Raw genomic sequence first — 26,493 nt, 5'->3', positions numbered from 1 at the left:
CAGAAGTGAGCACCCACGACCTTCCCCTCGCCGACAGCGGTGGCTGCGGCGACGGCTGTGCCTGTGGCGCGGGCGCCGACGCGGAGGCCGCAGAGTACGCAGTGTGCGGTCTCGACCCCGCCCTCGCCGAGCTCTTGGCCGACGCCGGACTCGACCCCCTGGAGGTCGAGGACATCGCCAACGTCGCCATCCAGGAGGACCTGGCCTACGGCGTGGACGTGACGACCGTCGCGACGATCCCTGAAGAGGCCGTCGCCACCGCCGACTTCACCGCGCGCGAGGCCGGTGTCGTGGCGGGCCTCAGGGTCGCCGAGGCGGTGGTCTCCGTGGTCTGCACGGACGAGTTCGAGGTCGAGCGGCACGTGGAGGACGGCGACCGCGTGGAGGCCGGACAGAAGCTCCTGTCGGTCACCACACGCACGCGTGACCTGCTGACCGCCGAGCGCAGCGCGCTCAACCTCCTGTGCCGTCTCTCCGGCATCGCGACCGCCACGCGCGCGTGGACCGACGTCCTGGAGGGCACGAAGACGAAGGTCCGCGACACCCGCAAGACGACGCCCGGGCTGCGCTCCCTGGAGAAGTACGCGGTCCGTTGCGGCGGCGGCGTCAACCACCGCATGTCCCTCTCGGACGCGGCCCTCGTCAAGGACAACCACGTGGTCGCCGCGGGCGGCGTCGCGCAGGCCTTCAAGGCCGTACGGGAGGCCTTCCCGGACGTGCCGATCGAGGTCGAGGTCGACACCCTGCACCAGCTCCGCGACGTCCTGGACGTCGGCGCCGACCTGATCCTGCTGGACAACTTCACGCCCGGGGAGTGCGCGGAGGCCGTCGGCGTCGTCCACGGCCGCGCCGCCCTGGAGGCCTCGGGCCGGCTCACCCTGGAGAACGCCAAGGCGTACGCCGACACCGGGGTGGACTACCTCGCCGTGGGCGCCCTGACCCACTCCGCGCCGATCCTGGACATCGGCCTCGACCTCCGTGAGGCGCAGTAGTCATGCTCCTCACGATCGACGTGGGCAACACGCACACCGTCCTGGGGCTGTTCGACGGCGAGGAGATCATCGAGCACTGGCGCATCTCCACCGACGCGCGCCGCACCGCCGACGAACTCGCCGTACTCCTGCAGGGCCTCATGGGTATGCACCCGCTCCTCGGAGAAGAGCTGGGCGACGGCATCGACGGCATCGCGATCTGCGCCACCGTCCCGTCCGTCCTGCACGAACTGCGCGAGGTGACCCGCCGCTACTACGGCGACGTGCCCGCCGTCCTCGTCGAACCGGGCGTCAAGACGGGCGTCCCGATCCTCACCGACAACCCCAAGGAGGTCGGCGCGGACCGCATCATCAACGCGGTCGCCGCGGTCGAGCTCTACGGCGGTCCGGCGATCGTCGTCGACTTCGGTACGGCGACCACGTTCGACGCGGTCTCCGCGCGCGGGGAGTACATCGGCGGTGTCATCGCCCCCGGTATCGAGATCTCGGTCGAGGCCCTCGGCGTGAAGGGTGCCCAGCTGCGCAAGATCGAGGTGGCCAGGCCACGGAGCGTGATCGGCAAGAACACCGTCGAGGCGATGCAGTCGGGCATCGTCTACGGGTTCGCCGGCCAGGTCGACGGCGTGGTCAACCGGATGGCCAAGGAACTGGCCGACGACCCGGAGGACGTGACGGTGATCGCGACCGGTGGCCTGGCCCCGATGGTCCTGGGCGAGGCCTCGGTGATCGACGAGCACGAGCCCTGGCTGACGCTGATCGGCCTCAGGCTGGTCTACGAGCGGAACGTCTCGCGGATGTGACCCGGTGCCCGGCGCCGGGCGAGGCTGCCTGCCGCCGGGCCCCGCCCGCGCCGCTCACGCGCGCGAGGTGCCGCCGCCACGTGCGCCCACAGGATGCCGCCGCGCCCCGACGACGGCTGCCGTGCGGGCGACGGAGCCGTAGCAGGGCCGTGGCGCGGCTGCCGGATACGCGGCGGAGCAGCCGCTGGCCGCCCCGGGCGAAAACCCCGCGCCACACCCGCCCCCTATGTCGAATTTGTCTGATTAGCGCGTATCGTCGCCGCATGCCCACGCCATACGGATCCCGAGGCGGCATGGCGTTCGGTGCGGAGGAGCTGCGTGTGCTCCGTCGCGCCCTCGCCCTCGCCCTCCAGCCCCGAACCGCCTCGGCCGAGGACGTCCAGGACTGTCTCCGGCTCGCCGAATCCCTCGACGAGGCGGTACGCGAGGGGGTCCGGCTGCGCGCCTTCCTGGTCGCCGACCTCGCCCGGTACCGCGCCGCCCTGCCCGGCACCACCGCCGGCTACCTCACCCTGCTGGAGGAGGCGCTCGGCGCCGGATACCGCCCGGACGTCGACGACCTCTCCGCCCTGCGGGCGCTGCGCGGAAACCCGTCCGCGGCCGCCCTTCTGGACCGCTGCCTCACTCTCGCCGAACAAGACGTACGCGCGCGGCTCGCCCGCCGTACGACCGTTCGGCCCGCCCCGACCGTCCCCGCCTCGCGCACCCGCCTCCTGGCGCTCCCTGGAGGCCTCTCAGGGGGCCTTTCCGCAGCGAGCGGGGAACCGGCCGGGGAGGATGCCAAGGAGCCCGTACGCAAGCCCCTGGAGCGGCCCGGCGAGCGGCCCACGCCGACGCCGGCGCCCGTGACGCCGAAGCCGTCCCGGCCCGTCCCGACCCCGGGCGAGGTCTTCCCCCGGCGCAAACCGGCACAGCCGCCCGCGAACCCGCCGCAGCAACTCGCCGCCGGCTGAACCCGACCCCGCCCCCTCCTCCTTCGGGCCCGTGGCTACTCTGGAGGACATGGACTATGTCTCCGCGCTCGTGCCCCCGGTCGTCATGGCCGTGTTCTTCATCGGACTGATCCGGGTCATCGTGAAGACCCAGGGCGGGGCCATGAAGGCCAAGGAGGACGCGGCCGTCGACGCCGCCATCGCGCGCGCGGAGAGCGCCCGCCAGGCCTCTTCGGCCGCCGACGCCTGAACCTTCCGCTTTCCGCGGCGCCTTCAAGGGCGTACGACTCCCGCACGCGTGCGCGTGCTTTCCGAGTCGTACGCCCTTTTTGTTCCTTTTCCACTATGGTTCTGAGCTGTGCCTCGCCCATTGGGAGAACTCGAAGACTCGGTCATGACGCGGGTGTGGAAGTGGAACCGCCCGGTGACCGTTCGGGAAGTCCTGGAAGACCTTCAGCAGGAACGGTCCATCGCGTACACCACGGTGATGACCGTTTTGGACAATCTCCATCAGAAGGGCTGGGTGCGTCGTGAGGCGGAAGGCCGGGCCTATCGATATGAGGCGGTCTCCACACGGGCCGCCTACTCCGCCGCCCTGATGAACGACGCCTGGTCCCAGAGCGACAACCCCGCCGCCGCTCTCGTCGCCTTCTTCGGCATGATGAGCGACGAACAGCGTGAGGCCCTGCGCAGCGCCGTACGCATCGTCCAGGGACCGGAAACACCCGAACCCGCGGATGGCGTCCAGAACCCCGGCTCCGCGCCCTCGGGCGGCGGGCGATAGCGTCCGCTCATGTCAGAGCACCCCGAAGTCACCGCGAAAGCCATCACCGTCCGGCGGGCCCGGACCGGCGATGTCGACGCGGTGCGCCGACTCCTTGACGCCTACGTCCGCGGTCGCATCCTGCTCGACAAAGCGACGGTGACTCTTTACGAGGACATCCAGGAGTTCTGGGTCGCCGAACGGGACGACAACGCCGAGGTCGTCGGCTGCGGGGCACTGCATGTCATGTGGGAAGACCTCGCGGAAGTCCGCACTCTCGCGGTGAAGCCCGGGTTGAAGGGCGCCGGCGTGGGTCATCAGTTGCTGGAGAAGTTGCTGCACACGGCTCGCTGGCTAGGTGTTCGTCGCGTTTTCTGTCTCACCTTCGAAGTGGACTTCTTCTCGAAGCACGGCTTCGTGGAGATCGGTGAGACACCCGTTGACACCGATGTCTACGCGGAGCTGTTGCGTTCCTATGACGAGGGCGTGGCGGAGTTCCTCGGTCTCGAACGAGTGAAACCGAACACCCTGGGCAACAGCCGGATGCTTCTGCATCTGTGATCGCGGCGCTCAATTCGGTCCGGTCGCCCTGCCCAGGTTCCCTATGTCCGAAACGCACATCTTTCTGGAGGGGGGAGCTCACTCCGTCTCTCCCAGGGGTTTGTGTTTTTCCAGCAAAAGCGGTTTGCTTTCCGACGTACTGCAGTACTGCATATAACAGGGGACGGCGAAACGGCGGACGCCGCAGACCCCAGGCCCGCAAGTAATCGATGAAAGGAAATCCGGTGGCACAGAAGGTTCAGGTCCTTCTTGTCGATGACCTCGACGGCGGCGAGGCGGACGAGACGGTGACGTTCGCGCTGGACGGCAAGACGTACGAGATCGATCTCACCACCGCGAATGCGGACAAGCTCCGTGGACTTCTCGAGGCTTACGTGAAGGGCGGGCGCCGTACCGGTGGCCGCGCTTCTGGCGGTCGCGGAAAGGCACGCGTCGCTACCAGCGGCAGCCAGGACACCGCGCAGATCCGCGCGTGGGCCAAGGAAAACGGTCACGAGGTCAACGACCGCGGCCGTGTTCCCGCGCTCATTCGCGAGGCCTACGAGAAGGCCAACGGCTGAGCGCACGAGCGCCGCAGCCGTACCCGGTGGCACTGTGTGGCCACCGTGTCCACAAGTCGTACGAGATCAGGGGCATGTCCAACGCCCCCCACGGCCGGCATTGTCGGCAGCGAGGCCTCGACCTCGCACCCCGGCTCGGGGGGTCGCAGCCATACGGCGGCCCCCTGCAAGGGACCCGGGCGACCCGCGGGAAGCGGCTGCCCCTTCGCGGGCCCCGCTCCGGGCAGCGGCGCCTTCACGGGCCTCGCCCCAGGGAATGACGGCGCCTCCATGTGCCCGTCCGCGCCGAGCGCCACCAGATCCAGCGCCGGCGCCAGAGCGCCCCACTCCAGCCAGTCCAGCAGCCCCGGAAGTTCCTCCGCGCTGCCCGCGGCCACCAGCAGCCGCATCCGGTCGCCCCGTACGGCCACCGGAGAGTCCGGGCCCAGCCGCCACAGCGCCGCGACGCCGGCCTCGACCGGCACGTCCAGGACGTCGAAACGCAGGCCTGTCACGAGCCGTAGCGGCTCTCCGGGCACCGTGCGCCACCCCAGTTCGTTCTCGTACCAGTGCCGCTGTCGGTCGTCCGGATCGAGCGGGCGGCGGGGGAGCGGGACCGTGGTGAGAGGGGGGATTGTGCCAACCATGCCAAGAGCAACCGCCGAAGCGGGCCGAGAGTTACGCTGGGTGGTCCAACGAATGCGCTGGGTACGGGAAAAGGGGGCGTTCGGGGGTGCGGAGCGGCGCAACGTTGTTCGCCCGTAGCGGAGGGAACGGGTGCGCTCGGCATGGAGTGTCAGTCCGTGCGGGTAAGACAATCCCTAGTGGGAGGGGGCGACACGCAGAAAAGGCCGTCTCACGTTCGCCATCGGCGTACTCCTGGTGAGGGTAACTGCCTGGCCTGCGGGAACATCGTCTCGCACCATCAGGTTGGAGCAGATGTCGGCGTTCGGGTTCAGGAGGCAGTGTTGGTTCTCGGTCCGGTGTCGGCAGTTGGAATGAGCGGTCCCCGCTTGCGGGACTAAGCTGCGGAAGGACAGGGAGGGGAGCGTCCCCTTACTGCCTGACCGCTCTGAGGAGCGATTAACGATGTTCGAGAGGTTCACCGACCGCGCGCGGCGGGTTGTCGTCCTGGCTCAGGAAGAAGCCCGGATGCTCAACCACAACTACATCGGCACCGAGCACATCCTCCTGGGTCTCATCCACGAGGGTGAGGGTGTCGCCGCTAAGGCCCTGGAGAGCCTCGGGATTTCGCTCGAGGCGGTCCGCCAGCAGGTGGAGGAGATCATCGGGCAGGGGCAGCAGGCCCCGTCCGGGCACATCCCCTTCACCCCCCGTGCCAAGAAGGTCCTGGAGCTGTCGCTCCGCGAGGCTCTTCAGCTGGGCCACAACTACATCGGCACGGAGCACATCCTGCTCGGCCTGATCCGCGAGGGCGAGGGCGTCGCCGCCCAGGTCCTGGTCAAGCTGGGCGCTGATCTCAACCGTGTACGGCAGCAGGTGATCCAGCTGCTCTCCGGTTACCAGGGCAAGGAGACCGCCACCGCCGGCGGCCCTGCGGAGGGCACCCCCTCGACGTCCCTGGTCCTCGACCAGTTCGGCCGGAACCTCACCCAGGCCGCTCGTGAGTCCAAGCTCGACCCGGTCATCGGGCGCGAGAAGGAGATCGAGCGGGTCATGCAGGTGCTGTCCCGCCGTACGAAGAACAACCCGGTCCTGATCGGTGAGCCCGGCGTCGGCAAGACCGCCGTCGTCGAGGGCCTCGCCCAGGCCATCGTCAAGGGCGAGGTGCCCGAGACCCTCAAGGACAAGCACCTCTACACCCTGGACCTCGGCGCGCTGGTCGCCGGCTCCCGCTACCGCGGTGACTTCGAGGAGCGCCTGAAGAAGGTCCTCAAGGAGATCCGCACCCGCGGCGACATCATCCTGTTCATCGACGAGCTGCACACGCTGGTCGGTGCGGGTGCCGCCGAGGGCGCCATCGACGCCGCTTCGATCCTGAAGCCGATGCTGGCCCGCGGTGAGCTGCAGACCATCGGTGCGACGACGCTGGACGAGTACCGCAAGCACCTGGAGAAGGACGCCGCTCTTGAGCGCCGCTTCCAGCCCATCCAGGTCGCGGAGCCGTCCCTGCCGCACACCATCGAGATCCTCAAGGGTCTGCGCGACCGGTACGAGGCGCACCACCGTGTCTCCATCACGGACGAGGCGCTGGTGCAGGCCGCCACGCTGGCCGACCGGTACATCTCGGACCGCTTCCTGCCGGACAAGGCGATCGACCTGATCGACGAGGCCGGTTCCCGGATGCGCATCCGCCGGATGACCGCGCCGCCGGACCTGCGCGAGTTCGACGAGAAGATCGCCGGCGTCCGCCGCGACAAGGAGTCCGCGATCGACTCGCAGGACTTCGAGAAGGCCGCCTCCCTCCGCGACAAGGAGAAGCAGCTCCTGGCCGCCAAGGCCAAGCGGGAGAAGGAGTGGAAGGCCGGCGACATGGACGTCGTCGCCGAGGTCGACGGCGAGCTGATCGCCGAGGTCCTCGCGACCGCCACCGGCATTCCCGTCTTCAAGCTCACCGAGGAGGAGTCCTCGCGCCTGCTGCGCATGGAGGACGAGCTCCACAAGCGGGTCATCGGCCAGAAGGACGCCGTCAAGGCGCTCTCGAAGGCGATCCGTCGTACGCGTGCGGGCCTCAAGGACCCGAAGCGTCCCGGTGGTTCGTTCATCTTCGCCGGCCCGTCCGGCGTCGGTAAGACCGAGCTGTCGAAGGCCCTCGCGGAGTTCCTCTTCGGTGACGAGGACGCGCTGATCTCCCTCGACATGTCGGAGTTCAGCGAGAAGCACACGGTGTCGCGTCTCTTCGGTTCGCCCCCCGGTTACGTGGGCTACGAAGAGGGCGGTCAGCTGACGGAGAAGGTCCGCCGCAAGCCGTTCTCGGTCGTCCTCTTCGACGAGGTCGAGAAGGCCCACCCGGACATCTTCAACAGCCTTCTGCAGATCCTGGAGGACGGTCGCCTGACCGACTCCCAGGGCCGGGTCGTGGACTTCAAGAACACGGTCATCATCATGACGACCAACCTCGGCACGCGGGACATCTCGAAGGGCTTCAACCTGGGCTTCGCGGCCACGGGTGACACGAAGTCCAACTACGAGCGCATGAAGAACAAGGTCTCGGACGAGCTCAAGCAGCACTTCCGCCCCGAGTTCCTCAACCGCGTCGACGACGTCGTCGTCTTCCCGCAGCTCACGCAGGAGGACATCCTCAAGATCGTCGACCTCATGGTCGGCAAGGTCGACGAGCGCCTCAAGGACCGGGACATGGGCATCGAGCTCTCCTCGGCCGCGAAGGAGCTCCTCTCCAAGAAGGGGTACGACCCCGTCCTGGGCGCGCGTCCGCTGCGGCGCACGATCCAGCGCGAGATCGAGGACACCCTCTCGGAGAAGATCCTCTTCGGCGAACTGCGTCCCGGTCACATCGTGGTCGTCGACGTGGAGGGCGAGGGCGAGGCGAAGACCTTCACCTTCCGGGGTGAGGAGAAGTCGGCGCTTCCGGATGTTCCGCCGATCGAGGATGCCGCTGCTGGTGGCGCGGGTCCGAATTTGAGCAAGGAGGCGTAAGGCTCAGCGGTTTGGGCTTTACGGCTGGGAAGGGGTCGGTGCTTTTGGGCACCGGCCCCTTTTGCTTGTTCGGGGGTGGGGTCAGAGGCGGTCGTCGGTTACTTCGGCGGTGGGGAAGATTTCTCCGTACCTGCTGTTGAGGTGGGTCCTTCTGCCGTATGTCCTGATGGTGACCCAGCGCAAGTTCGGGAGGCGGGTAGCCAGGGTCCGGAGCTGGTCAGCGGTGTCCTGTGCGGCCAGGTCGAGGGATTCGACGGAGGGCAGTTCCGGCATCGTATGCACGGCATAGCGGTCGAGGGATGTGTTCAGGGTGAGGTGCCGCAGGGTGGGCAGGCGGCTCACTTCCCGCCAGTCCGTGGCGCTCAGGGACGCTATTGGACGGCCGAGGTTGAGGGTGGTGAGAGTCGGCCATTGCTCCAGGCCGCGCAGGCCGGCGGAGTCGAGAGTGCTCCCACCCAAGTACAGGTACTCCAGCGGCGCGGCGAGCGGTAGACAGCCGAGAAGGCTGCCCTCGATTTGCTGGTTCAGGGAAAGCCGGGTGAGCGCGGACAGGGTGTGCAGACCTGTCGTGCGCCCGATGTGTAGGCATGTCAGGTCGGTCAGGGGCATTTTCGACAGGGCCAGCAAGGAGTGGACGTTGACGCAGTTCTGAAGCCGCAGCTCGGTCAGGGATCGGAAGGCCGGCAGTTCATCCAGAGTGAGCAGTCCGGAGTTCTGGTCGAGCAGCAGGCCCTTGACCGAGTCCGGATCGTCGACGGCATCGATGATTTCGGTTAGCGCGGTTGAACCATCGATCGTCAGCCTGCGCCACGGGCGCATCAGCCGCAGTGCGCGCAACTGTTCCTGGGACGTGCACCGTACGAAGAGATCGTCGTCCCGGAGCAGATGGTCGAGCACCTCGACGGCGTACTCCCGAGCGTCGAACCGGTCCCACGTGCCCGCGAGTTGGCGTCGTACGTCGAGGGACGGATGGTCGCGGAAGCGTCGTAGCACCGCCAGGGCGCCGTCGGGTTCCTCGGCGCCCAGGACCGAGGCGGTGACCGTGACGCAGTGGGCCTCTCTCGGGGTCAACCCTGCCGGGCCCGGGAGGAGTTCCAGGACGAGTGGTCCGGCCTTCGCCAGTGCGTGCGCGTCCTCCGTCGTGCGCGGCGGAACCAGCGCAGCCGCGCGCGTCTCGACCTCCGACCGCACCGCCGGGTCCAACGCCGTCGCATGCTCCAGGCACGCCAGCGCGAGGAGCGTCAGTCGGGGCTGGTCGTAGGACAGCAACTTCCGCAGGAGCACGACCCGTTCGCGCGGGCGGGCGTGGGCGACCGCCATGCGGATGACGTCTTCCCACTGGACGTCCTCCGCGCGGCTGAGGAGGACGTCCAGGTGGCCCTCCTCCACGGCGTAGCGCGCGCCCAGGTAGTCCTGGAAGGTGCGGTGGACGAAGTCCGTCACGCCCTGGGCGGGTTGTCGGAGCAGGCCGCTGCGGAGCATCAGGGTGCGCAGGACAGTGCCCGCGTCCCCTTGCCCCGCCGCCGATGCCACCGTCGGCAGACTGCGCTCCACGATGCCCTCGGCCGTCTCCACGTCCATCTCTGTACGGCCGCTCAACACGAGGGCGTACGCGAGGCGTTGAAGGATCTCCAGCTGAGCCTCCTCGCTCAGCTCGGCCCCTTCCAGCGCACCCATACCCCGCTCCCGGTCCCGCCGAGCCAGCAGCATCGTCAGGGCGGCGTCGTACAACTCCTTGCGGCCGGTGGGGAGATAGCCCCGGCGTTCGCGGTGCAGGGCGCAGATCAGGCCGCACATAAGGGGGTTCGTGGCGAGCCGCGCCAAGTCCCTTTTCGTGCGCAGGGAGTCCAGGAGCGAGCCTTCGTACTCCGGGGCCTGGGCCGCCGTGTGCCAGCGTTCGACGAAGGTCTTGATCTCCGGGCGGCGCATGGGGGCCAGGGTCAGTTCGCGGAAGCCTTCGGGGGCCAGCCAGTCGGGGCGTACGGCCGTGGGGCGGGAGGTGAGGAGCCAGTGGTTGCCGGGGAAGGCGCGGATCAGGGACAGGAGCCAGTGGCGGGTGCGGTGGCGGTCGGCGGACGGGATCTCGTCCAGGCCGTCGACCAGGACCAGGGCGCGGCCGGCGGTCAGGACGCGTTCCGCCCAGCCCTCGGGTGGGGTGTGGGGGCAGCCGGTGGCGGTCAGGAAGGCTGCGGGGGAGGGGAGTTGGCCTGCGCGGATCAGGGTGCGCAGGGGGAGGACGTACGGGATGCGGTCGCCGTCGCTCGCCGCTGTCACCGCGAGCCACTGCACCAGCGTCGTCTTGCCGGAACCCGCGTCGCCGCGCAGCAGTACGCGATCGTGGGCCAACAGGGCTTCCTCGGCGGGGAGTTGGACGGTGAAGGCGGAGCCGGGGTGTTCGCCGGGGAGGTGCCGTTCCCTCCGTCGCGGTCGCCTCCAGGCTCAGGTAGGACACTTCGAGGGGCCAGCGGTCCGGGGAGTCGCGCAGGTCGATGCCGTAGATGGTGATGTGGTTGTGGCGCTCGGCGACGTACGGGAGGTAGCGGCGTTCGAAGGCGCGGTCCTGGAACCCGGGGCGGGGACTGCGCGCGATCAACTCGTCTACGCGGGCGATCAGTTCGGCTTGCGTGCGGGCCTGTTCCACCAGGGTGCGGGCCACGAACGTGGAGCGGCGGGTGAAGAACTCCAGGATCTGGAGGCAGGCCCACGCGGTGGCGTTGTCGAGGAAGTGGCGGGAGTCGGTGGAGAGTCCGGCGGTCGTCGGGGTGCCGTGTGCCAACTGCCTTGCCAGTTCCCGGTGTCCGAGGCTCACCGCCTGTACGTCGTCCATGTCCAGGTCGCCGAGGGCCAGCAGCCTGCGGGCCAACGCATCGGCCACGGCGGTCTGTTCGTCGGGTGGGAAGGGGGCCTCGCCGGGGGAGTCCACGGCCCGCGCGACCAGGTGGTCGGCGAGCTTGTGGACGTCCTTCTCGGTCAGCGTGCGCTTCTCGCCCTTGAAGGACACCAGGTTCGACAGCCGTACCGGTCTGTCGACCAGCCCCGCGCCGGGCCCGTCCGCCACGAACAGTCTCTTCACCAGCGGCGCGATCAGGCTGGACGCCAGTTTGCCGCCGAGTACCGCGGGCTCCATCCGCCACCCCCGTAGCCGTTGGGAAACGGATGGAGCCTATCGACGATCAGGCGATGGCCGTGCGACTAGGACAACTGGCCGTCGTAGTCAGGCAGTTTGAACGTCTTCTCGGCGTGGCCGCCCGACAGGTCGGTGGCGCTGTTGCCGATGTTCGCGATGATCGTGTAGCCCTTGTTCTCGATCGCGGTGCGCTGGGCCGTCTTGTAGTCGGCGACGTCCTTGAAGAGGTCGAAGAGGCCGCGTACGTAGAGGCCGTCGACGTCGTAGCCGTCGTGTTCGAGGTTGTACTCGGTCGGCAGGTAGATGATGCCGGGGCGGGCCGTGACGAAGAACAGCGAAACGCCGTGCTCCTGGGCGTACTTGGCGACCGCGAGGACCGGCTTGTTGGCGGGCTGCGGCCAGCTGAAGCCGAAGTCGGTCTCCAGGGTGGTGTTGTCGATGTCGAAGACGATCGCCTGCTTCTCACCGGGCTTGGTGGCCGCGATCCGCTGCTTCAGGTACGGCAGGGCCTGGTTCATCACCGTCTGGCAGTCGGTCTGCCAGGTGGCGTAGTCGACGGTCGCGGTCGCGGCGGTCGTGGTGGGGCTGGTCGCCGTCGCGGCCTCTGCGGGGACGGTCAGCGTGGCGAGGGCGGCCGCGGTTACGGCGACTATGGCGGTACGGCGAGCCCAGGGGCGTCGTCTCGTCATGGGGGTGGGGGTTCCTCTCACGTATGTGCGCTGCCGGTGCGGAAGGCATGCTCGCGGGCGAGGGTGGCGTGAGGGGAACCGTAAGGTTACTGGACGGTAGGTGTATAGAGGCCGACCCGATCCGAAACGGCCCGCCGCGAGTAGTGCCGGTCACATTCCCCGTACCGGCGATCACCCCGGCCGGTGACAAGCCGCACAGGCGATTCGGTCCCTACTAGGGGAGGTAGTCGCCCGTCCCGATCGGGGCAAAAGGGACTTTCTTCTTGAGGTTGGTGGAACCGAATGACCGATTTCGCCGTCCGGGGGGTGGAATCGTGACACATGGGCTGTCTGTCAAGAAGTCTGAAGTTTTGTGGTGAAGTACTAGGTTCCGTCGTAGAAGGGGGGTTTGGGGGTCCGCGGGGTCCGGGGTTACCAATGAACGTGCCATCCGGCGGCCGTATGTGTCCGGGTGGCTTTTCTGTCCCCGTCCCCCGTGAGGTTTCGATGTTCCAGCGCGCCACGTCCCGCTCTTCCCGTACGTCTTCGCTCCGCACCCGTGTGGCCGTCCTGGCCGTCGGACTGGGGGCCACCGCCGTGCTGGGCACCGGGGTCGCGAGCGCCGCCACCGCGAGCGTCGCGCCGAAGACGGTCAGCGCCAAGACCGCCGCCTCCTGGATCGACCCGGTGAAGAAGTACACGCTGTCCGCGAGCTTCGCCCAGGCCGGCAGCATGTGGCAGTCCACCCACAGCGGGCAGGACTTCGCCGTGGCCAGCGGTACCAACGTCATGGCCGCGCACGGCGGGACCGTCGTCAAGGCCGGCGGCAACGGCGCCGGTGACGGCGCCGCGTACGGCAACGCCATCGTCATCAAGCACGGCAACGGCACGTACTCCCAGTACGCCCACCTCTCGCGCATCGACGTGAAGGTCGGCCAGGTCGTCAGCACCGGTCAGCACATCGCGCTGTCCGGCAGCACCGGCAACTCCAGCGGCCCGCACCTGCACTTCGAGATCCGTACGACCGCCAACTACGGCTCGGCCATAGACCCGGTCGCGTTCCTGCGCGGCAAGGGTGTCTCTGTCTGAGAACGCCCAGGGCTTCTACGGCCCCTACGGCTGTTTCGTGCCCGCGTGGGCCTGCGTGATCATGTCGGTGGCGACCTCCAGGACGGCCTTGCGCTTGTCCTCGGGGTCGCCTTCGAGGTCCTGCACGGCGAACATCCCGGCGTGCAGTGTGAAGATCGCGCTGAGGGAACGGACCTGGTCGACCAGGCTCGCCCCGGGGTCGATGACGATCTCCCGCAGGCCGCGCATCCGCTCCTTGAAGCGCTCGCCGATGCGCAGGTCCCGTACCGTCGCCTGGTTCTCCTGCATGAAGCGGAACAGCGGGGTCGCGCCGTCGAGCGCGTCGCCGTAGCGCCGTACGATCTCCTGCTTGGTCTCCAGGGTGTGCGGCTGGCCGCGGCCCCACTCGATCAGGTCTTCTATCGGCCGGGTCAGGTCCTCGAAGATGCTGACGAGGATCTCTTCCTTGGTCTTGAAGTGGTAGTAGAGCGCCGCCTTCGTGACGTCCAGGTGCTCGGCGATCTCGCGCAGCGAGGTCTTCTCGTAGCCCTGCTCGGCGAAGAGTTCGAGCGCCACGTCCTGGATGCGCTGGCGGGTGTCTCCGCGACGTTGCCGCTTGGTGCCGTCCATGGTGCCGCCCATCCGTTTCATGCTCCAGCAAACTTACTTGACGCCCGGCTAGTTACGGGTCTACTTTCCCTGAGTGTAGTCAACTAGCCGGGCGGCAAGTAAGTAGCCGGCCGGGGCAGTACAAGGGGAGTGGGAACGATGGCGGACACACAGACAGTGGACACCGGTCCGGGGGAGACCGAGAAGCAGCCGAAGAGCGTGCGGGTCGTCCTGCTCGCGCTGATGATCACGATGATGCTCGCGATGCTCGACAACATGATCGTGGGTACGGCGATGCCGACGATCGTCGGTGAGCTGGGCGGGCTGGAGCACCTGTCGTGGGTCGTGACCGCGTACACGCTTGCCACGGCCAGCTCGACGCCCCTGTGGGGCAAGCTCGGCGACATGTACGGGCGCAAGGGCGCCTTCATGACCTCGATCGTGATCTTCCTGGCCGGTTCCGCGCTCAGCGGCATGGCGCAGGACATGGGGCAGTTGATCGGGTTCCGGGCCATCCAGGGTCTCGGTGCCGGTGGTCTGATGGTCGGCGTCATGGCGATCATCGGCGACCTCATCCCGCCGCGTGAGCGGGGCAAGTACCAGGGCATGATGGCCGGCGTCATGGCGCTCGCGATGATCGGCGGACCGCTGGTCGGCGGTACCATCACCGACAACTGGGGCTGGCGCTGGTCCTTCTACATCAACCTGCCGCTCGGCGTCATCGCGCTCGCCGCGATCAGTGCCGTACTGCACCTGCCGAAGAAGCGGTCGCAGGCGCGGATCGACTACCTGGGCGCCGGGCTGCTGACCGTCGGCATCACCTCGATCGTGCTCGTCACCACGTGGGGCGGCTCGCAGTACGCCTGGAGCTCCGCGCGGATCATGGAACTGATCGGGCTCGGTGTGGCCTCGCTCGTCGGGTTCGTGTTCTGGCAGACCAAGGCCGCCGAGCCGGTCGTACCGCTGCACATCTTCCGCAGCCGCAACTTCACCCTGATGGCGATCATCGGCTTCATCACCGGTTTCGTGATGTTCGGTGCGACGCTCTTCCTGCCGCTGTACCAGCAGTCCGTGCAGGGCGCGTCCGCTACGAACTCGGGCCTGCTGCTTCTGCCGATGCTCGGCGCGATGCTCGTGACCTCGATGGTCGCGGGGCGGGTGACCACCAACACCGGTAAGTACAAGGTGTTCCCGGTCGTCGGCAGCGTCCTGATGGGTGTCGGTCTGTACCTGCTGTCCACGATGGACACCGACACGACCCGGGTCATGTCCGGTGTGTACATGGCCGTCGTCGGTCTCGGCATGGGCTGCCTGATGCAGATCACCATGCTGGTCGCGCAGAACAGCGTGCAGATGAAGGACATGGGTGTCGCGTCCTCCACGAGCACCCTGTCCCGGACGCTCGGTTCGTCGTTCGGTGTCGCCATCATGGGTGCGCTGTTCAACAACCGGGTGCAGGACGTCATGACCGAGCGGGCCGGTGCGCTGGGGTCCAAGGTGACCGAGCAGTCCGCGACGCTGAACGCGGCGAGTCTGGCGAAGCTGCCGGCGGTGGCGCGTGAGGCGTACCAGCACGCGGTGTCGGCGGGTATCCACTCCGCGTTCCTGCTGGGGGCTGTGGTCGCGGTGGTCGCGATGGTGGCCGCGGTGTTCGTGAAGGAGGTTCCGCTGAAGGGGGCGGGGCCGGATGCGCCCAAGCCTGGCGAGGACGCGGAGTCGGCGGCGCCGGTGTCGGTCGTCGAGGCCGTCTGATCCGCCGACAGTGAGCTGAAGGTCCCCCGGCTGGTGTCCGCCCCGGGGGACCTTCTTTGTGTGTACGGCTGTGGGGCGTGGGGGCGGCTGTGAGGCGTGCGGGCGGCTGTGACGCGTGGGTTTGGCTGGGGGTCGTGCGTTCGCCTGTGGGTTGTGCGTTTGGCCGCGGGTCCGTTGCCGGGGGCTCTGCCCCCGGGCCCCCGTATCGGCCTGAAGGGCCTCGTCCTCAAACGCCGGACGGGCTAAATTTGTGTGCCTGTGTCGGGGAGTGTCGGACGGGCTGAATTCGTGCGGCGGTGTTGGGGAGTGTCGGACGGGCTGAATTTGTGGGCCTGTGTTGGGGAGCGCCGGACGGGCTGAATTTGTGGGCCTGTGCTGGGGAGCGCCGGAGCGGCTGAATTTGCGGGCCGGTGTCAGGAAGCGCCGGAGCCGCTGGATTGGTCGGGCCGGTGTCGGTGAACCCCGGAGCGGCTGGATCGGCGTCGCCGCGCCCCGGAGCGGCCGGGTCGGTCGGACCCTTGTCACCACGTCCCGGAGCCGTCGGATTCATCGGCCCGGTGTCGATGTCAGTGGGCCGTGCCACCATCGATCGCATGGACAAAATGCGGCAGTTGCGTCTTGCCAAGGACGCCATGGACCGGGACTGGGCCGAGCCGGAGTTCGACCTGGGTGCGGTGGCCGCGCATGCCGGATATTCGCGGTACCACTTCATACGGGCCTTCAAGGAGGCGTACGGCGAGACGCCCGGCCAGTATCTGACGCACCGGCGTATCGAACGGGCCGAGGAGATGCTCCGTAGCGCCGATCTCTCGGTGACGGAGATCTGCAATCTGGTCGGCTTCAGCAGCCTCGGTACGTTCTCGGCGCGGTTCAAGGCGCGGACCGGGCTGACGCCGAGCGAGTACCGGACCAAGCACGTGGGCCGCGGGGCCGCGCTCATCCCCGGGTGCTACGCGATGCTCTGGGCCGGCGGTTTCCCCACCGCAACTTTGAAGAAGCGTCGCGCCGCCCGCCCTGCCTACGGTGATGAGCAGGAAGCAGCCTCACTCGATTCACCCGAATCACCTGACTCATCCGACTCATCCGACAGGAGTGCGGCGTCATGATCCAAGGCTTGGGCATCGCCACCGTGTGGACCTTCGACCAGCAGCGCAGCAAGGCCTTCTTCACCGAGAAACTCGACTTCGAGGTCCGCGACGAGATCTCGATGGGCGACATGCAGTGGGTCACCGTGGGCGCCAAGAACCAGCCCGGCGTCGCGCTCACCCTGATGAGCCTGGACGGTCCGGGCCTCGACCCCGAGTCCGCCGAGGCGCTGAAGAAGCTGATCAGTAAGGGCGTGCTGGGTGCCGGGGCGTTCACTACGGACGACTGCCGCGGTGACCACGCGACCTTCAAGGCGCGCGGGGTCGAGTTCCTCCAGGAGCCGACCGAGCGGCCGTACGGCATCGAGGCGATCTTCCGCGACGACAGCGGCAACTGGTACTCGCTGACCGAGCGCAGCGAGGAGCTGGACCTCTCGAAGGACTTCGGATGAGCCCGGAGCCGGTGACGGAGGTCGAGCCGGACCACACGGCGGTGCGGGTCGCCCTGTGGCGGGCCCTGCACGTCCAGGCCGATCCGCCGCCGCATGTCATCGAGGACGAGGTCGGGCTGCGGCTCGCGGACCCCGGGGACGACTGGCGGGAGCGTCCCGACATGGACGTCGAGGCCACGCGCCGCGTCCGTGCGTCGATCGTGGCGCGGGCCCGCTATGTCGAGGACGTGGTGGAGGAGCAGGCCGGGCGGGGCGTCGACCAGTACGTCGTGCTCGGCGCCGGCCTGGACACCTTCGCCCAGCGGCGACCCGAACTGGGCGCGAAACTAACGGTGTTCGAGGTCGAGCAGCCCGGCACACAGGCCTGGAAGCGACGGCGGCTGACGGAACTGGGGTACGGCATCCCGGACTGGCTGCGGTTCGTGCCGGTCGACTTCGAGGGCGACTGGTGGGGGCAACTGGCCGCCGCCGGGCTCGACATGGGGCGGCCCGCCGTGGTGGCCGCGACCGGCGTGACCATGTACCTCACCCTGGACGCGATCACCACCATGTTCCGCCGGGTCGCCGGTCTCGCCCCGGGCTCCACCCTGGTCACCACGTTCCTACGACCCGTGGACGACGTGGAGCCGGAGCAGCGCGCGCAGTTGGAGGTCGCGGTGCGGGGCGCTCGTGCCGCGGGCACACCGTTCCTGAGCTTCTTCACCCCGGAACAGATGCTGGCGCTGGGCCGCGAGTGCGGGTTCCGGGAGGTACGGCACGTACAGGCCGCTGAGCTTGCGGAGCGGTATTTCGGGGGCCGGGTGGAGGGGGCTGCGCCGTCTCGGGGGGAAGAGGTGATGGTGGCGAGTACGTGAGGGGACCGATGCCCAGGGGACCGATGCCCAGGGGACCGGGGTCCATGGGTCTGGGGGACCAGGGGGCCGGGGTCCGAGTCCCGAGTCGTCCCGGCACTGAAAGCCCTACGGCAGCATCGGATAGCTTCCCGTACTCGTCGGCGCATGCTCCGGCAGCCACAGCACGGCGACCGCGCCCTCCGCCGGAATGTACTCCGGCGCGCCCGCAGGCCGTACGTTGCGGAAGGTCAGGCGGGCGCCGAGGACGCGGGCCTGGCCGGCCGCGATGGTCAGGCCGAGGCCGTGGCCGTGGCCCGCGCGGTCCTTGCTGCCGGTGCGGAAGCGGCTCGGGCCCTCCGCGAGGAGTTCCTCGGGGAAGCCGGGGCCGTGGTCGCGGACCCGGATGACCCGGCCCTCGACCGAGACCTCGATCGGCGGCTTGCCGTGCCGGGCCGCGTTGGCGAGCAGGTTGAACAGCACGCGCTCCAGGCGGCGCGGGTCCGTGGTGACCTCCGACTCGTGCACGACGTGCACCACCGCGTCCGGGTCCTTCGCGAGCACCCGGCGGCTCACGAACTCGCCCAGCATGAGGTCCTGCAACTCGGCCCGCTCGGACGCCCCGTCGAGCCGGGCGACCTCCAGCACGTCCTCGACGAGCGTGCGCATCGCCTTCGCGCGGTCCAGGACCAGCTCGGTCGGGCGGCCCGGCGGCAGTAGTTCGGCCGCGGTCAGCAAGCCCGTCACCGGAGTGCGCAGCTCGTGCGCGATGTCCGCCGTAACCCTTCGTTCCGCCTCAAGTCGCTGCTGCAGCGCGTCCGTCATCGCGTCCACCGCGCGCGCGAGGTCGTCGGTCTCGTCCCGGACGACCCCGCCGATCGCGTCCCGCACCCGTACGTCCGTCTCGCCCTTGGCGACCTGGTTCGCCGCGGCCGCCGCCTTGCGCAGCCGGCGCGAGAGCTGGCCGCCGATCAGGACACCGAGCGCACTGCCGCCGAGCACGGCCGCGATCGAGCCGATCACCAGGGCCTGGTCGAGATCCTTGAGGATGTCCGTGCTGCGGTCGGTGAACCCGGTGTGCAGGGACATCACATGGCCGTCCTTGAGCGGCACGGCCGCCCAGATGTCCGGCACGCCGTGCGGCCGGTCGGTGACGTACGTCGCCCGGCGGCCCTCCTCGACCTTCTCGCGCAGCGCCGGCGGCAGGCTCGGGTCGTCGATCTTGATGCTGGGGAAGTTCGGCCGCCCGGACAGCTCGTAGTTGCGCTGTGCGATCTGGACGCGCTCGTCCGATAGGTCGCGCGCGTTGTCCAGCATCGAGACCCGGGCCGCGTTGTGCACGACCAGGCTGAGCGCGATCGCGACCAGCGTGCCGACCAGCGCGATGGCCGCGCTGAGCTTCCATCTCAGGCCCGTACGGATACCCGCTCTGTCCATGAACGACGGGACCCTGCGCCGTGAATTCCCCCGCATACCCCTGCTCAGGCCTTCAACTTGTAGCCGAAACCGCGGACCGTCTCGATCCGGTCCTGGCCGATCTTCGTCCGCAGCCGCTGCACATGGACGTCCACGACCCGGGTGTCACCGCCCCAGCCGTAGTCCCACACCCGCTCCAGCAGCTTGTCGCGGGACAGGACCGTGCCCGGCGCCGACGAGAACTCCAGCAGCAGCCGCATCTCGGTCGGCGTCAGCGCCACCGGCTGCCCGGCCTTGCGCACCTCCATGCCCTCGGTGTCGATCTCCAGATCGCCGAAGGTCAGCACCCCGCCGCCGACCGGGGCCGCCGCCGCGTCGGTCGTACGGTCGCTGCCGCTCGCGTGTCCGAAGCGGCGCAGTACCGCGCGGATCCGGGCCACCAGGACGGCGCCGTCGAAGGGCTTCGTCACGTAGTCGTCCGCTCCGGCTTCCAGGCCGAGTACGACGTCGATCGAGTCGGCGCGCGCCGACAGCATGATCACCGGGACCGTCGACTCGTCCCGGATACGGCGGCACAGGCTCACCCCGTCCAGGCCCGGGACCATCACGTCCAGCAGCGCGATGTCGGGGCGGTCCGCCCGGAACGCCTCCAGGCCCGACAGCCCGTCGGGCATGGCGGTCACCGCGAAGCCGTCCCGCTCCAGGGCGAGTTGGGTGGCCTCGCGGATGACGTCGTCGTCCTCGACGAACAGGACGTGGGTCTGGTCTGCCATCCCGGTGCTCTCAGTCCTCGTGTGGGTCGTTCTCAAGCATGGGACGCCTGGGGTGGCGTCCGCGTTCACTGAAGCATCGGATCGGGGCGCCCGATCGGTTCAGTTCCGACCGGTTCGGTTGCGACGAGGCCGGTTCCGATCGGTTCAGTTCTTGCTCGGGGCGGGCGAGGCGTCGCCCCCGACCGCGTTGCTGTACTCGTTGTGGGTGCTGTACTCCTGGACGAAACGGCCCGAGGTCCAGCGGTACGTGATCACGTTCTCCCCGGAGGGACTCGACACCGGGTCGCCCTTCTCGTACACCTGCTTGGTGACGACCAGATCGCCGCGGTCTATCTCCGCGTAGACCGGGGGTTCCTCGGCCTTGAACACATTCTCGTACGTCCCGCCCTTGTCGCGATACACGTACGAGCCGATCCCCACCGCATCGCCGCAGGTCATCACGTTGACGACGACGTCGTTCGCGGTGCTTCCGGTCAGCTCGCCGTACGACACGTCAACCGCGTACTCGTCGGCGACGCACGGCTTCAGCTCGTGCTTGACCGCCGCCGAGACCTTCGGGTCGTCCATGACGAGTTTGACCGCGTCCACGTGGTCGTCGACGGTCGCGGAGGGGGTCGGTGACGCCGCTTCCGCCACGCCCGCCACCGAGTCGGAGTGTGCCGGGCCCTCGTCACGGGCGCCGGTGCCGCCCGTGGCACAGCCGGACACCAAAAGGGCCAGGGCGGCGAGCACGGCCATCGCCGTGAACGCCGCCTCCAGACTCCCGCGCACCCTCCCGGGCCCGGGGGTGTCCCTCGGGCCGGACCTCGGCGGGTCGTGGCTCGGGCCGGGCACAGGGGTGTCGTCGCTCAGGCCGCGCAACGCTCCCGCTCCTCACGCTCCAGCGCGCGTGCGTCCAGGTCGCGGGCCTCCAGCTCCTCCCGGAGCCGGGCGAGCGCCCGGTGCAGCGTGCTCTTGACCGTCCCGGCCGACATGCCCAGGGCAGCGGCCGTCTCCTCCGTGGACATCTGCTCCCAGTGTCGCAGGACGACCACACTGCGCTGCTTGGGAGCGAGAACTTTCATGATGTCCATAAGAAGCGCCCGGTCCGCGTGCTGCTCGGTCGCGTCGTCGACGCTCGCGTCCGGCAGCTGCTCGGTGGGCACCTCTTCGAGCTTGCGGGCCCGCCACCACTCGGTCCGCGTGTTGATCATGACGCGGCGCAGGTACGCGTCCGCCAGGCGCTTGTCCTCGATGGTCTCCCAGCGGCCGTACGTCCGTACCAGCGCCGTCTGGAGCAGGTCCTGGGCGTCGACCGGGTCCGGCACCAGCCGGCGGGCGCTGCGCAGCAGCGCGTCCTGTCGGGTGCGGACGTACTCCTCGAATTCGAGCACCTCGCCCTGCGCCATGATCAACCGCCTCCATCCCCGTTTCCGACCCGCCTGCTGCCGGTTGTCCTCTGCTGCTGTCCCGCCGGTCTGCGGTACACAAATGAAGTTACGGAGGGGTTGTCACGGCACTGTGCGGAGCAGCCTGCGGGGAGCGCTCGGCTGTCCGTCGGTTGTGTAACGGAAGTAGGTCCGGGGTAAGGGGGGTGGGTTTTTGGGGCGGTTATGGGGTGTTTTGCCTGTCGGGACGGAGCTGCGGGAGTGTTGCGGGAGCTGGGTGTGGGCTGTGGGGCGGGGTGGGTGGAGGGCTTTGTCTGTGAAGTGACCGTGCGTCAGGTCGTGTCAGGTTGTTTCAGGTGCGGGTCGCGGGGAGTCGGTACAGGCCGTCGGGGAGGGGTTCGACCAGGCCGTCGGACACCAGGCCGTCCAGGGCCCTGGCTCGCTGCACCGGCTCGTGCCACACGCGGTCCAGTGCCGACTGCGGGACGGGGGTGTGCGCTTCGCGGAGTACGGCCAGGAGCTTGCCGCGGACCTGGCGGTCCGTGCCGGCGTACGTCTGGCCCCGGCGGGCCGGGCCCTCGTGTTCCGGCTTGCCGGCGAGGTTCCAGGCGCACTGGGCGGAGATGGGGCAGCGGTGGCAGGTCTCGTTCTTCGCCGTGCAGACCAGTGCGCCGAGTTCCATGGAGGCTGCGGCCCAGCGGGCTGCGGTGTCGTCGTCCTGGGGGAGCAGGGCGCGGGCCAGCTTGCGTTCGGCGGCGGTGGTGGCGTTCGGGGGGTACTGGGTGCCGGTGACCGCGCGCGCGAAGACCCGGCGGACGTTCGTGTCGAGTACGGCGTGGCGTTGGCCGTAGGCGAAGGACGCCACGGCCGCGGCCGTGTACTCGCCGATGCCGGGCAGGGCGAGGAGTTGGGCGTGGTCGGTGGGGACGTCGCCGCCGTGGCGTTCCGTTATGGCGGTGGCGGCGCCGTGCAGGCGGAGGGCGCGGCGGGGGTAGCCGAGGCGGCCCCAGGCGCGGACGGCTTCGCCGGGGGCGTCCTGGGCGAGGTCGGCGGGGCGGGGCCAGCGGGCCACCCACTGTTCGTAGACCGGGAGGACGCGGTTCACCGGGGTCTGCTGGAGCATGAACTCGCTGACCATCACGCCCCAGGGGCCGGCGTCTGGGCGGCGCCAGGGGAGGTCGCGGGCGTTGTCCTCGAACCAGTCGATGACGGGGGTGTGGAGGCGGGCGCCTTCTCCTCCGTCCGGTGTGGTGGCGGATGTGGTGTGCGGGGGTTTCGTGGGCGCAGTCATGGCCGTTCGATCCTGCCATGTGCGGGCGGTTCGGCGGGTGCGGGTGCGTGGGTGGTTCGCCGGCCGTTTCGTTGTGGGTCGGTGCCGCGCCGGGGGGTGTCCGCCCTCGGAACGGCGCGGAATCGGTTGCTCAAGAATGTGGCGGTGTTGACGCGCCAACCGCTGCGGGCGGACACCCCCCGACACGTCACCTTCGCGCCGTACGCGGGTGGCGGGCCGCTCCGCCCAACTCCGTTACCGGGATGATGATCCGGAAAAGTTGGGGCTGGGGCGGCGGGTGGGGCGAGGTAACTCCCCGATCTCTCGTACAGTTTGCGCCGTGGGATCACTGCGCAATCCGGTCGGGCCGCTTCCCTCCTCCATCTATTGGCGACGGAGGGTCCTCATGGTGTCCGTGGTCGCCTTGTTGGCGCTGCTGATCACCTGGATCGTCAACTCCGGTGGCGGGGGCGGCAAGAACGGTGCGGACGGGTCGAAGAACGGCAAGACTCCCGCTCCTACGATCACTGCCGGGCCGTCGGGATCGGGTCCCGCCATCAGTCAACACCCGGGCGGGCGTGATGACTCGGGCGGCGCGAGTAGTTCGAGCGGGGCGAGTGGGTCGAGCGGGGCGAGTGGGGCCAGTGGTGGGGGCTCCGGGTCTGGCTCCGGCTCCGGTGGGTCCAGTGCCGGGGCGGGTGGCAGTGGCAGTGGCTCCGGTGGTGGGGCCAACGGCGGTAGTAGTACGGGGACTACGGTTCCTGCCGACTCCACGCTTCCCAACTGCACTGCCGGCGCTGTGCAGTTGAGTCTGCGGAGTCTGCACAACTCGTACTCGCCGGATCAGACGCCTACGTTTGTGCTGACCGCCAAGAACTCCTCCGGCAGTGACTGCAAGGTCGATCTCGGGCCCAAGAGTGCCGTGTTGACCATTACGGAGGCGGGGGGCGGGTCCGACTTCTGGTCCTCGGCCGACTGCCCGAAGAGCTCCGCGAGTGTCTACTACCGGGTGTCCGCCGGGAGCAGCGTCACGTACACCCTGAAGTGGGACCGCAAGCCGAGCGCGCCCGAGTGCGCGACGCCGGCTGCCGGTTCGGCCGGGGCCGGGACCTATCTGGTGGAGGCGCAGGCCTCCGGGTTCGCCAAGGCGCAGACCTCGTTCGTCCTGGCGAGTGACTGACGGGCTGTTTTCGTCAGACGTAGCGTTCCAGGATCGAGGACTCCGCCAGGCGGGAGAGGCCCTCTCGTACGCTTCTTGCCCTTGCCTCTCCTACGCCGTCGACCGTCTGGAGGTCGTCGACGCTTGCTGCCAGGAGTTTTTGCAGGCCGCCGAAGTGCTCCACCAGGCGGTCGATGATCGCGCCGGGGAGGCGCGGGACCTTGGCCAGGAGGCGGAAGCCTCGGGGGGAGACCGCCGAGTCGAGGGCCTCGGGGGAGCCGGTGTAGCCCAAGGCGCGGGCCACGGTGGGGAGTTCGAGGAGTTCCGCGTGGGAGAGGGCGTCGAGTTCGCCCAGTGCCTCGTTCACCGTGCGGGAGCGTTTGGCCGTGGGCTCGGGGACGTAGTCGCGCACTACCAGTTCGCGTTCCGGTTCTACGCCCGCGATCAACTCCTCCAGCTGGAGGGCGAGTAGGCGGCCGTCCGTGCCCAGTTCGAGTACGTACTCGGCGATCTCCGTGGCGATCAGGCGGACCATTTCCAGGCGTTGGACCACTGCCGAGACGTCTCGGACCGTCACCAGGTCCTCGATCTCCAGGGCCGACAGCGTTCCCGCTACCTCGTCCAGGCGGAGCTTGTAGCGCTCCAGGGTGGCGAGTGCTTGGTTCGCTCGGGACAGGATTGCCGCCGAGTCCTCCAGGACGCGGCGTTGGCCGTCTACGTAGAGGGCGATCAGGCGCATGGACTGAGAGACGGAGACCACTGGGTAGGCGACCTGTTTGCTTACGCGGTCCGCCGTGCGGTGGCGGGTGCCTGTCTCTTCGGTGGGGATGTTGGGGTCCGGGACCAGTTGGACGCCTGCTCGGAGGATTTTGGAGAGGTCCGAGGAGACGACGATGCCGCCGTCCAGTTTGCAGAGTTCCCGTAGGCGCGTGGCTGTGAACTCCACGTCCAGGATGAAACCGCCTGTGCACATCGCTTCGACTGTTTTGTCGGAGCCGAGCACGATGAGTCCGCCCGTGTTGCCGCGGAGGATGCGCTCCAGGCCGTCGCGCAGGGCCGTGCCGGGGGCCACGGCGCTCAGTGAGGCGCGCATCAGGCCATCGGCACCGGAGCTCCCGCCGGACTTTCCGGGAGCTGACGCCCGGTCGTTGGCTGCCACTGCACTCCTCCGGTCGCAGGTTTTTCTGGTGCTCGCGTTCCGCACACTCTGTTCGTACGGACGGGCGAGACCAGGGCAAAGTCTACCGGCGGTCCTCGGCGTCCCGTGGGGCCTCTCGCTTACGGGACCTTGGAAGGACCCGGAGAGCGTCTCCTATGTCGGCCACTTCGATGACCTTCATGCCTGCGGGGATCTTGCCCGGGTCGGTCGGAACCAGGGCGTGGGTGAAGCCCAGACGGTGTGCTTCGGAGAGTCTGCGCTGGACGCCCGTGACCCGTCTGACCTCGCCCGCGAGGCCCACTTCGCCGATCGCGACCAGGTTCTTGGGGAGGGGGGTGTCGCTCGCCGCGGAGGCCAGGGCGAGCGCGATGGCCAGATCTGCGGCCGGTTCGGAGAGTTTTACTCCGCCCACCGTTGCGGAGTAGATGTCCCGCTTGCCCAGGGCGCTGATCCGGCCGCGCTGTTCCAGGACCGCGAGCATCATCGAGACGCGGGACGTCTCCAGGCCCGAGGTGGTGCGGCGGGGGGAGGGGATCTGGGAGTCGACGGTGAGCGCCTGGACCTCGGCCACCAGGGGGCGGCGGCCCTCCAGGGTGACGGTCAGGCAGGTGCCGGGGACCGGCTCCGCGCGGCGGGTCAGGAACAGGCCGCTCGGGTCGGCCAGGCCGGTGATGCCCTCGTCGTGCAGCTCGAAGCAGCCGACCTCGTCGGTCGTGCCGTAGCGGTTCTTGACGCCCCGTACGAGGCGGAGCCGTGCGTGGCGGTCGCCCTCGAAGGAGAGGACCACGTCCACCAGGTGTTCCAGGAGGCGGGGGCCCGCGATCGCGCCGTCCTTGGTGACATGGCCCACGAGGAGGGTGGACATGCCGCGTTCCTTGGAGGCGCGGATCAGGGCGCCGGCCACCTCGCGGACCTGGGCCATGCCGCCGGGCGCGCCGTCGATCTCCGGGGAGGCCACCGTCTGGACGGAGTCCAGGATCAGCAGGGAGGGCTTCACCGCGTCCAAGTGGCCCAGGATCGTGGCCAGATCGGTCTCGGCGGCGAGATACAGGTGGTCGTCGATCGCCTTGATGCGGTCGGCGCGCATCCGGACCTGGCTCGCCGACTCCTCGCCGGTCACATAGAGCGTGCGGTGCTCGTCGCTCGCCGCCTTGGCCGCCACGTCGAGGAGGAGGGTCGACTTTCCCACGCCCGGCTCGCCCGCTACGAGGACGACCGCTCCGGGGACCAGGCCGCCGCCGAGGACCCGGTCCAGCTCGGGCACGCCGGTCGAGCGGGCGGTGGCCTGACGGGCGTCGACCTGGCCGATCGGTACCGCGGAGGTGGTGACGCGGCCGGGGGAGGTCGTCCGGACTGCGGGCGCGCCGTACTCCTCGACCGTCCCCCAGGCCTGGCACTCGGAGCAGCGGCCGAGCCACTTGGCCGTCTGCCAGCCGCACTCGGTGCAGCGGTAGGACGGACGGTCCTTGGTGGTCTTCGTACGGGCAGCCATGCTTGAACCGTAACCGCCGCCACTGACAACGCGGCCGGCGCACGGAGCGCGCCCCTGCGGT

Annotated in this window: 24 protein-coding genes and 1 pseudogene; 14 read left to right on the top strand and 11 right to left on the bottom strand. The window is 69.0% G+C overall.

Annotated elements, in window-relative coordinates; translation table 11 throughout:
* Window positions 1-5 precede the first annotated feature (5 nt).
* The 7 genes from nadC (at window position 6) to ACFWP5_RS21870 (ending at window position 4,608) form a co-directional block, all read left to right on the top strand.
* On the top strand, window positions 6-992 hold the full coding sequence (gene nadC / locus ACFWP5_RS21900; RefSeq protein WP_384158894.1) for a carboxylating nicotinate-nucleotide diphosphorylase: 987 nt from the start codon (window positions 6-8) through the stop codon (window positions 990-992).
* Window positions 993-994: 2 nt separating this feature from the next.
* Entirely contained in the window at window positions 995-1,792 is a 798-nt protein-coding gene (locus ACFWP5_RS21895) for a type III pantothenate kinase (protein ID WP_384158891.1), read from the top strand.
* A gap of 293 nt (window positions 1,793-2,085) precedes the next feature.
* Window positions 2,086-2,745, top strand: a complete 660-nt coding sequence (locus tag ACFWP5_RS21890) for a hypothetical protein (RefSeq protein WP_384158944.1) — start codon at window positions 2,086-2,088, stop codon at window positions 2,743-2,745.
* Between the two features lie 49 nt (window positions 2,746-2,794).
* A complete protein-coding gene (locus tag ACFWP5_RS21885; RefSeq protein WP_033286119.1) occupies window positions 2,795-2,974 on the top strand; it encodes a hypothetical protein in 180 nt (59 codons plus the stop codon).
* A gap of 144 nt (window positions 2,975-3,118) precedes the next feature.
* On the top strand, window positions 3,119-3,508 hold the full coding sequence (locus tag ACFWP5_RS21880; RefSeq protein WP_019064251.1) for a BlaI/MecI/CopY family transcriptional regulator: 390 nt from the start codon (window positions 3,119-3,121) through the stop codon (window positions 3,506-3,508).
* A 9-nt stretch (window positions 3,509-3,517) separates the two neighbouring features.
* The gene (locus ACFWP5_RS21875) at window positions 3,518-4,048 is read left to right on the top strand and encodes an amino-acid N-acetyltransferase (protein ID WP_384158888.1); all 531 of its coding nucleotides are present in this window, start codon (window positions 3,518-3,520) and stop codon (window positions 4,046-4,048) included.
* A 224-nt stretch (window positions 4,049-4,272) separates the two neighbouring features.
* Entirely contained in the window at window positions 4,273-4,608 is a 336-nt protein-coding gene (locus tag ACFWP5_RS21870) for an Lsr2 family protein (protein ID WP_384158885.1), read from the top strand.
* Here the strand turns inward: ACFWP5_RS21870 and ACFWP5_RS21865 are convergent.
* Window positions 4,587-5,234, bottom strand: a complete 648-nt coding sequence (locus ACFWP5_RS21865) for an SCO3374 family protein (RefSeq protein WP_384158882.1) — start codon at window positions 5,232-5,234, stop codon at window positions 4,587-4,589. The genes ACFWP5_RS21870 and ACFWP5_RS21865 overlap by 22 nt on opposite strands.
* A gap of 442 nt (window positions 5,235-5,676) precedes the next feature.
* Here ACFWP5_RS21865 and ACFWP5_RS21860 point away from each other — a divergent pair, with 442 nt between their 5' ends.
* Window positions 5,677-8,205 carry an ATP-dependent Clp protease ATP-binding subunit gene (locus ACFWP5_RS21860; protein ID WP_384158880.1) on the top strand — a complete coding sequence of 843 codons (2,529 nt, stop codon included), beginning with the start codon at window positions 5,677-5,679 and terminating at the stop codon, window positions 8,203-8,205.
* Window positions 8,206-8,286: 81 nt separating this feature from the next.
* Here ACFWP5_RS21860 and ACFWP5_RS21855 read toward each other — a convergent pair.
* Window positions 8,287-11,332: pseudogene (locus tag ACFWP5_RS21855) on the bottom strand (NACHT domain-containing protein).
* Window positions 11,333-11,397: 65 nt separating this feature from the next.
* Window positions 11,398-12,021, bottom strand: coding sequence for an HAD family acid phosphatase (locus tag ACFWP5_RS21850; RefSeq protein WP_384158877.1), 624 nt, complete (start codon window positions 12,019-12,021; stop codon window positions 11,398-11,400).
* Window positions 12,022-12,507: 486 nt separating this feature from the next.
* Between ACFWP5_RS21850 and ACFWP5_RS21845 the strand changes: the two genes are divergently transcribed.
* The gene (locus ACFWP5_RS21845; protein ID WP_384158874.1) at window positions 12,508-13,089 is read left to right on the top strand and encodes a M23 family metallopeptidase; all 582 of its coding nucleotides are present in this window, start codon (window positions 12,508-12,510) and stop codon (window positions 13,087-13,089) included.
* 24 nt (window positions 13,090-13,113) lie between these two features.
* Here the strand turns inward: ACFWP5_RS21845 and ACFWP5_RS21840 are convergent, their stop codons facing one another.
* Window positions 13,114-13,710, bottom strand: coding sequence for a TetR/AcrR family transcriptional regulator (locus tag ACFWP5_RS21840; RefSeq protein WP_384158871.1), 597 nt, complete (start codon window positions 13,708-13,710; stop codon window positions 13,114-13,116).
* A gap of 126 nt (window positions 13,711-13,836) precedes the next feature.
* Between ACFWP5_RS21840 and ACFWP5_RS21835 the strand changes: the two genes are divergently transcribed.
* From ACFWP5_RS21835 to ACFWP5_RS21820, 4 genes are all read left to right on the top strand, one after another.
* Window positions 13,837-15,429: an MDR family MFS transporter gene (locus ACFWP5_RS21835; protein WP_384158868.1), complete on the top strand. Its 1,593-nt coding sequence runs from the start codon at window positions 13,837-13,839 to the stop codon at window positions 15,427-15,429.
* 602 nt (window positions 15,430-16,031) lie between these two features.
* Window positions 16,032-16,535: a helix-turn-helix transcriptional regulator gene (locus ACFWP5_RS21830; protein ID WP_384158941.1), complete on the top strand. Its 504-nt coding sequence runs from the start codon at window positions 16,032-16,034 to the stop codon at window positions 16,533-16,535.
* The gene (locus ACFWP5_RS21825; protein WP_384158865.1) at window positions 16,532-16,966 is read left to right on the top strand and encodes a VOC family protein; all 435 of its coding nucleotides are present in this window, start codon (window positions 16,532-16,534) and stop codon (window positions 16,964-16,966) included. The genes ACFWP5_RS21830 and ACFWP5_RS21825 overlap by 4 nt, the downstream gene beginning before the upstream one ends.
* Window positions 16,963-17,820: a class I SAM-dependent methyltransferase gene (locus ACFWP5_RS21820; RefSeq protein WP_384158862.1), complete on the top strand. Its 858-nt coding sequence runs from the start codon at window positions 16,963-16,965 to the stop codon at window positions 17,818-17,820. Before ACFWP5_RS21825 ends, ACFWP5_RS21820 begins: the two co-directional genes overlap by 4 nt.
* Before the next feature lie 105 nt (window positions 17,821-17,925).
* On the opposite strand, the gene cseC is transcribed toward ACFWP5_RS21820, so the two are convergent.
* The 5 genes from cseC to ACFWP5_RS21795 all read right to left on the bottom strand — a co-directional run bounded on the left by cseC (window position 17,926) and on the right by ACFWP5_RS21795 (window position 22,643).
* On the bottom strand, window positions 17,926-19,269 hold the full coding sequence (gene cseC, locus ACFWP5_RS21815) for a two-component system sensor histidine kinase CseC (RefSeq protein ID WP_384158859.1): 1,344 nt from the start codon (window positions 19,267-19,269) through the stop codon (window positions 17,926-17,928).
* An 8-nt stretch (window positions 19,270-19,277) separates the two neighbouring features.
* Window positions 19,278-19,985, bottom strand: coding sequence for a two-component system response regulator CseB (gene cseB / locus ACFWP5_RS21810; protein WP_384158856.1), 708 nt, complete (start codon window positions 19,983-19,985; stop codon window positions 19,278-19,280).
* A 144-nt stretch (window positions 19,986-20,129) separates the two neighbouring features.
* Window positions 20,130-20,846 (bottom strand): hypothetical protein, encoded by a 717-nt coding sequence (locus tag ACFWP5_RS21805; RefSeq protein ID WP_384158853.1) that lies wholly within the window; start codon window positions 20,844-20,846, stop codon window positions 20,130-20,132.
* Complete coding sequence (locus ACFWP5_RS21800) at window positions 20,834-21,373, bottom strand: SigE family RNA polymerase sigma factor (RefSeq protein ID WP_019064956.1); 540 nt, start codon at window positions 21,371-21,373, stop codon at window positions 20,834-20,836. The genes ACFWP5_RS21805 and ACFWP5_RS21800 overlap by 13 nt, the downstream gene beginning before the upstream one ends.
* A 331-nt stretch (window positions 21,374-21,704) precedes the next feature.
* The gene (locus ACFWP5_RS21795) at window positions 21,705-22,643 is read right to left on the bottom strand and encodes an A/G-specific adenine glycosylase (protein ID WP_384158850.1); all 939 of its coding nucleotides are present in this window, start codon (window positions 22,641-22,643) and stop codon (window positions 21,705-21,707) included.
* 319 nt (window positions 22,644-22,962) lie between these two features.
* Here ACFWP5_RS21795 and ACFWP5_RS21790 point away from each other — a divergent pair, with 319 nt between their 5' ends.
* Window positions 22,963-23,802, top strand: a complete 840-nt coding sequence (locus tag ACFWP5_RS21790; RefSeq protein WP_384158848.1) for a hypothetical protein — start codon at window positions 22,963-22,965, stop codon at window positions 23,800-23,802.
* 13 nt (window positions 23,803-23,815) lie between these two features.
* Here ACFWP5_RS21790 and disA read toward each other — a convergent pair whose 3' ends face one another.
* The gene (gene disA, locus ACFWP5_RS21785; protein WP_384158845.1) at window positions 23,816-24,940 is read right to left on the bottom strand and encodes a DNA integrity scanning diadenylate cyclase DisA; all 1,125 of its coding nucleotides are present in this window, start codon (window positions 24,938-24,940) and stop codon (window positions 23,816-23,818) included.
* An 82-nt stretch (window positions 24,941-25,022) separates the two neighbouring features.
* Window positions 25,023-26,432: a DNA repair protein RadA gene (gene radA, locus ACFWP5_RS21780; RefSeq protein ID WP_384158842.1), complete on the bottom strand. Its 1,410-nt coding sequence runs from the start codon at window positions 26,430-26,432 to the stop codon at window positions 25,023-25,025.
* Window positions 26,433-26,493 lie beyond the last annotated feature (61 nt).

The sequence above is a fragment of the Streptomyces sp. NPDC058469 genome (genome assembly GCF_042721125.1).
Lineage (GTDB): Bacteria > Actinomycetota > Actinomycetes > Streptomycetales > Streptomycetaceae > Streptomyces.
Note: the sequence above shows the minus strand (reverse complement) of the source record. Positions and strands in the feature narration are given on the sequence as shown.

Excerpts from the sequence above, each read along its gene's own strand:
- ACFWP5_RS21820 (WP_384158862.1), top strand. The coding sequence starts at position 16,963 with ATGAGCCCGGAGCCGGTGACGGAGGTCGAGCCGGACCACACGGCGGTG.
- ACFWP5_RS21840 (WP_384158871.1), bottom strand. The coding sequence starts at position 13,710 with ATGGGCGGCACCATGGACGGCACCAAGCGGCAACGTCGCGGAGACACC.
- ACFWP5_RS21795 (WP_384158850.1), bottom strand. The coding sequence starts at position 22,643 with ATGACTGCGCCCACGAAACCCCCGCACACCACATCCGCCACCACACCG.
- ACFWP5_RS21895 (WP_384158891.1), top strand. The coding sequence starts at position 995 with ATGCTCCTCACGATCGACGTGGGCAACACGCACACCGTCCTGGGGCTG.
- cseB (WP_384158856.1), bottom strand. The coding sequence starts at position 19,985 with ATGGCAGACCAGACCCACGTCCTGTTCGTCGAGGACGACGACGTCATC.
- ACFWP5_RS21850 (WP_384158877.1), bottom strand. The coding sequence starts at position 12,021 with ATGACGAGACGACGCCCCTGGGCTCGCCGTACCGCCATAGTCGCCGTA.
- ACFWP5_RS21830 (WP_384158941.1), top strand. The coding sequence starts at position 16,032 with ATGCGGCAGTTGCGTCTTGCCAAGGACGCCATGGACCGGGACTGGGCC.
- ACFWP5_RS21860 (WP_384158880.1), top strand. The coding sequence starts at position 5,677 with ATGTTCGAGAGGTTCACCGACCGCGCGCGGCGGGTTGTCGTCCTGGCT.
- ACFWP5_RS21890 (WP_384158944.1), top strand. The coding sequence starts at position 2,086 with ATGGCGTTCGGTGCGGAGGAGCTGCGTGTGCTCCGTCGCGCCCTCGCC.
- ACFWP5_RS21865 (WP_384158882.1), bottom strand. The coding sequence starts at position 5,234 with ATGGTTGGCACAATCCCCCCTCTCACCACGGTCCCGCTCCCCCGCCGC.
- ACFWP5_RS21880 (WP_019064251.1), top strand. The coding sequence starts at position 3,119 with ATGACGCGGGTGTGGAAGTGGAACCGCCCGGTGACCGTTCGGGAAGTC.
- ACFWP5_RS21800 (WP_019064956.1), bottom strand. The coding sequence starts at position 21,373 with ATGGCGCAGGGCGAGGTGCTCGAATTCGAGGAGTACGTCCGCACCCGA.
- ACFWP5_RS21885 (WP_033286119.1), top strand. The coding sequence starts at position 2,795 with ATGGACTATGTCTCCGCGCTCGTGCCCCCGGTCGTCATGGCCGTGTTC.
- ACFWP5_RS21875 (WP_384158888.1), top strand. The coding sequence starts at position 3,518 with ATGTCAGAGCACCCCGAAGTCACCGCGAAAGCCATCACCGTCCGGCGG.
- cseC (WP_384158859.1), bottom strand. The coding sequence starts at position 19,269 with ATGCGGGGGAATTCACGGCGCAGGGTCCCGTCGTTCATGGACAGAGCG.
- ACFWP5_RS21845 (WP_384158874.1), top strand. The coding sequence starts at position 12,508 with ATGTTCCAGCGCGCCACGTCCCGCTCTTCCCGTACGTCTTCGCTCCGC.
- ACFWP5_RS21835 (WP_384158868.1), top strand. The coding sequence starts at position 13,837 with ATGGCGGACACACAGACAGTGGACACCGGTCCGGGGGAGACCGAGAAG.
- ACFWP5_RS21825 (WP_384158865.1), top strand. The coding sequence starts at position 16,532 with ATGATCCAAGGCTTGGGCATCGCCACCGTGTGGACCTTCGACCAGCAG.
- radA (WP_384158842.1), bottom strand. The coding sequence starts at position 26,432 with ATGGCTGCCCGTACGAAGACCACCAAGGACCGTCCGTCCTACCGCTGC.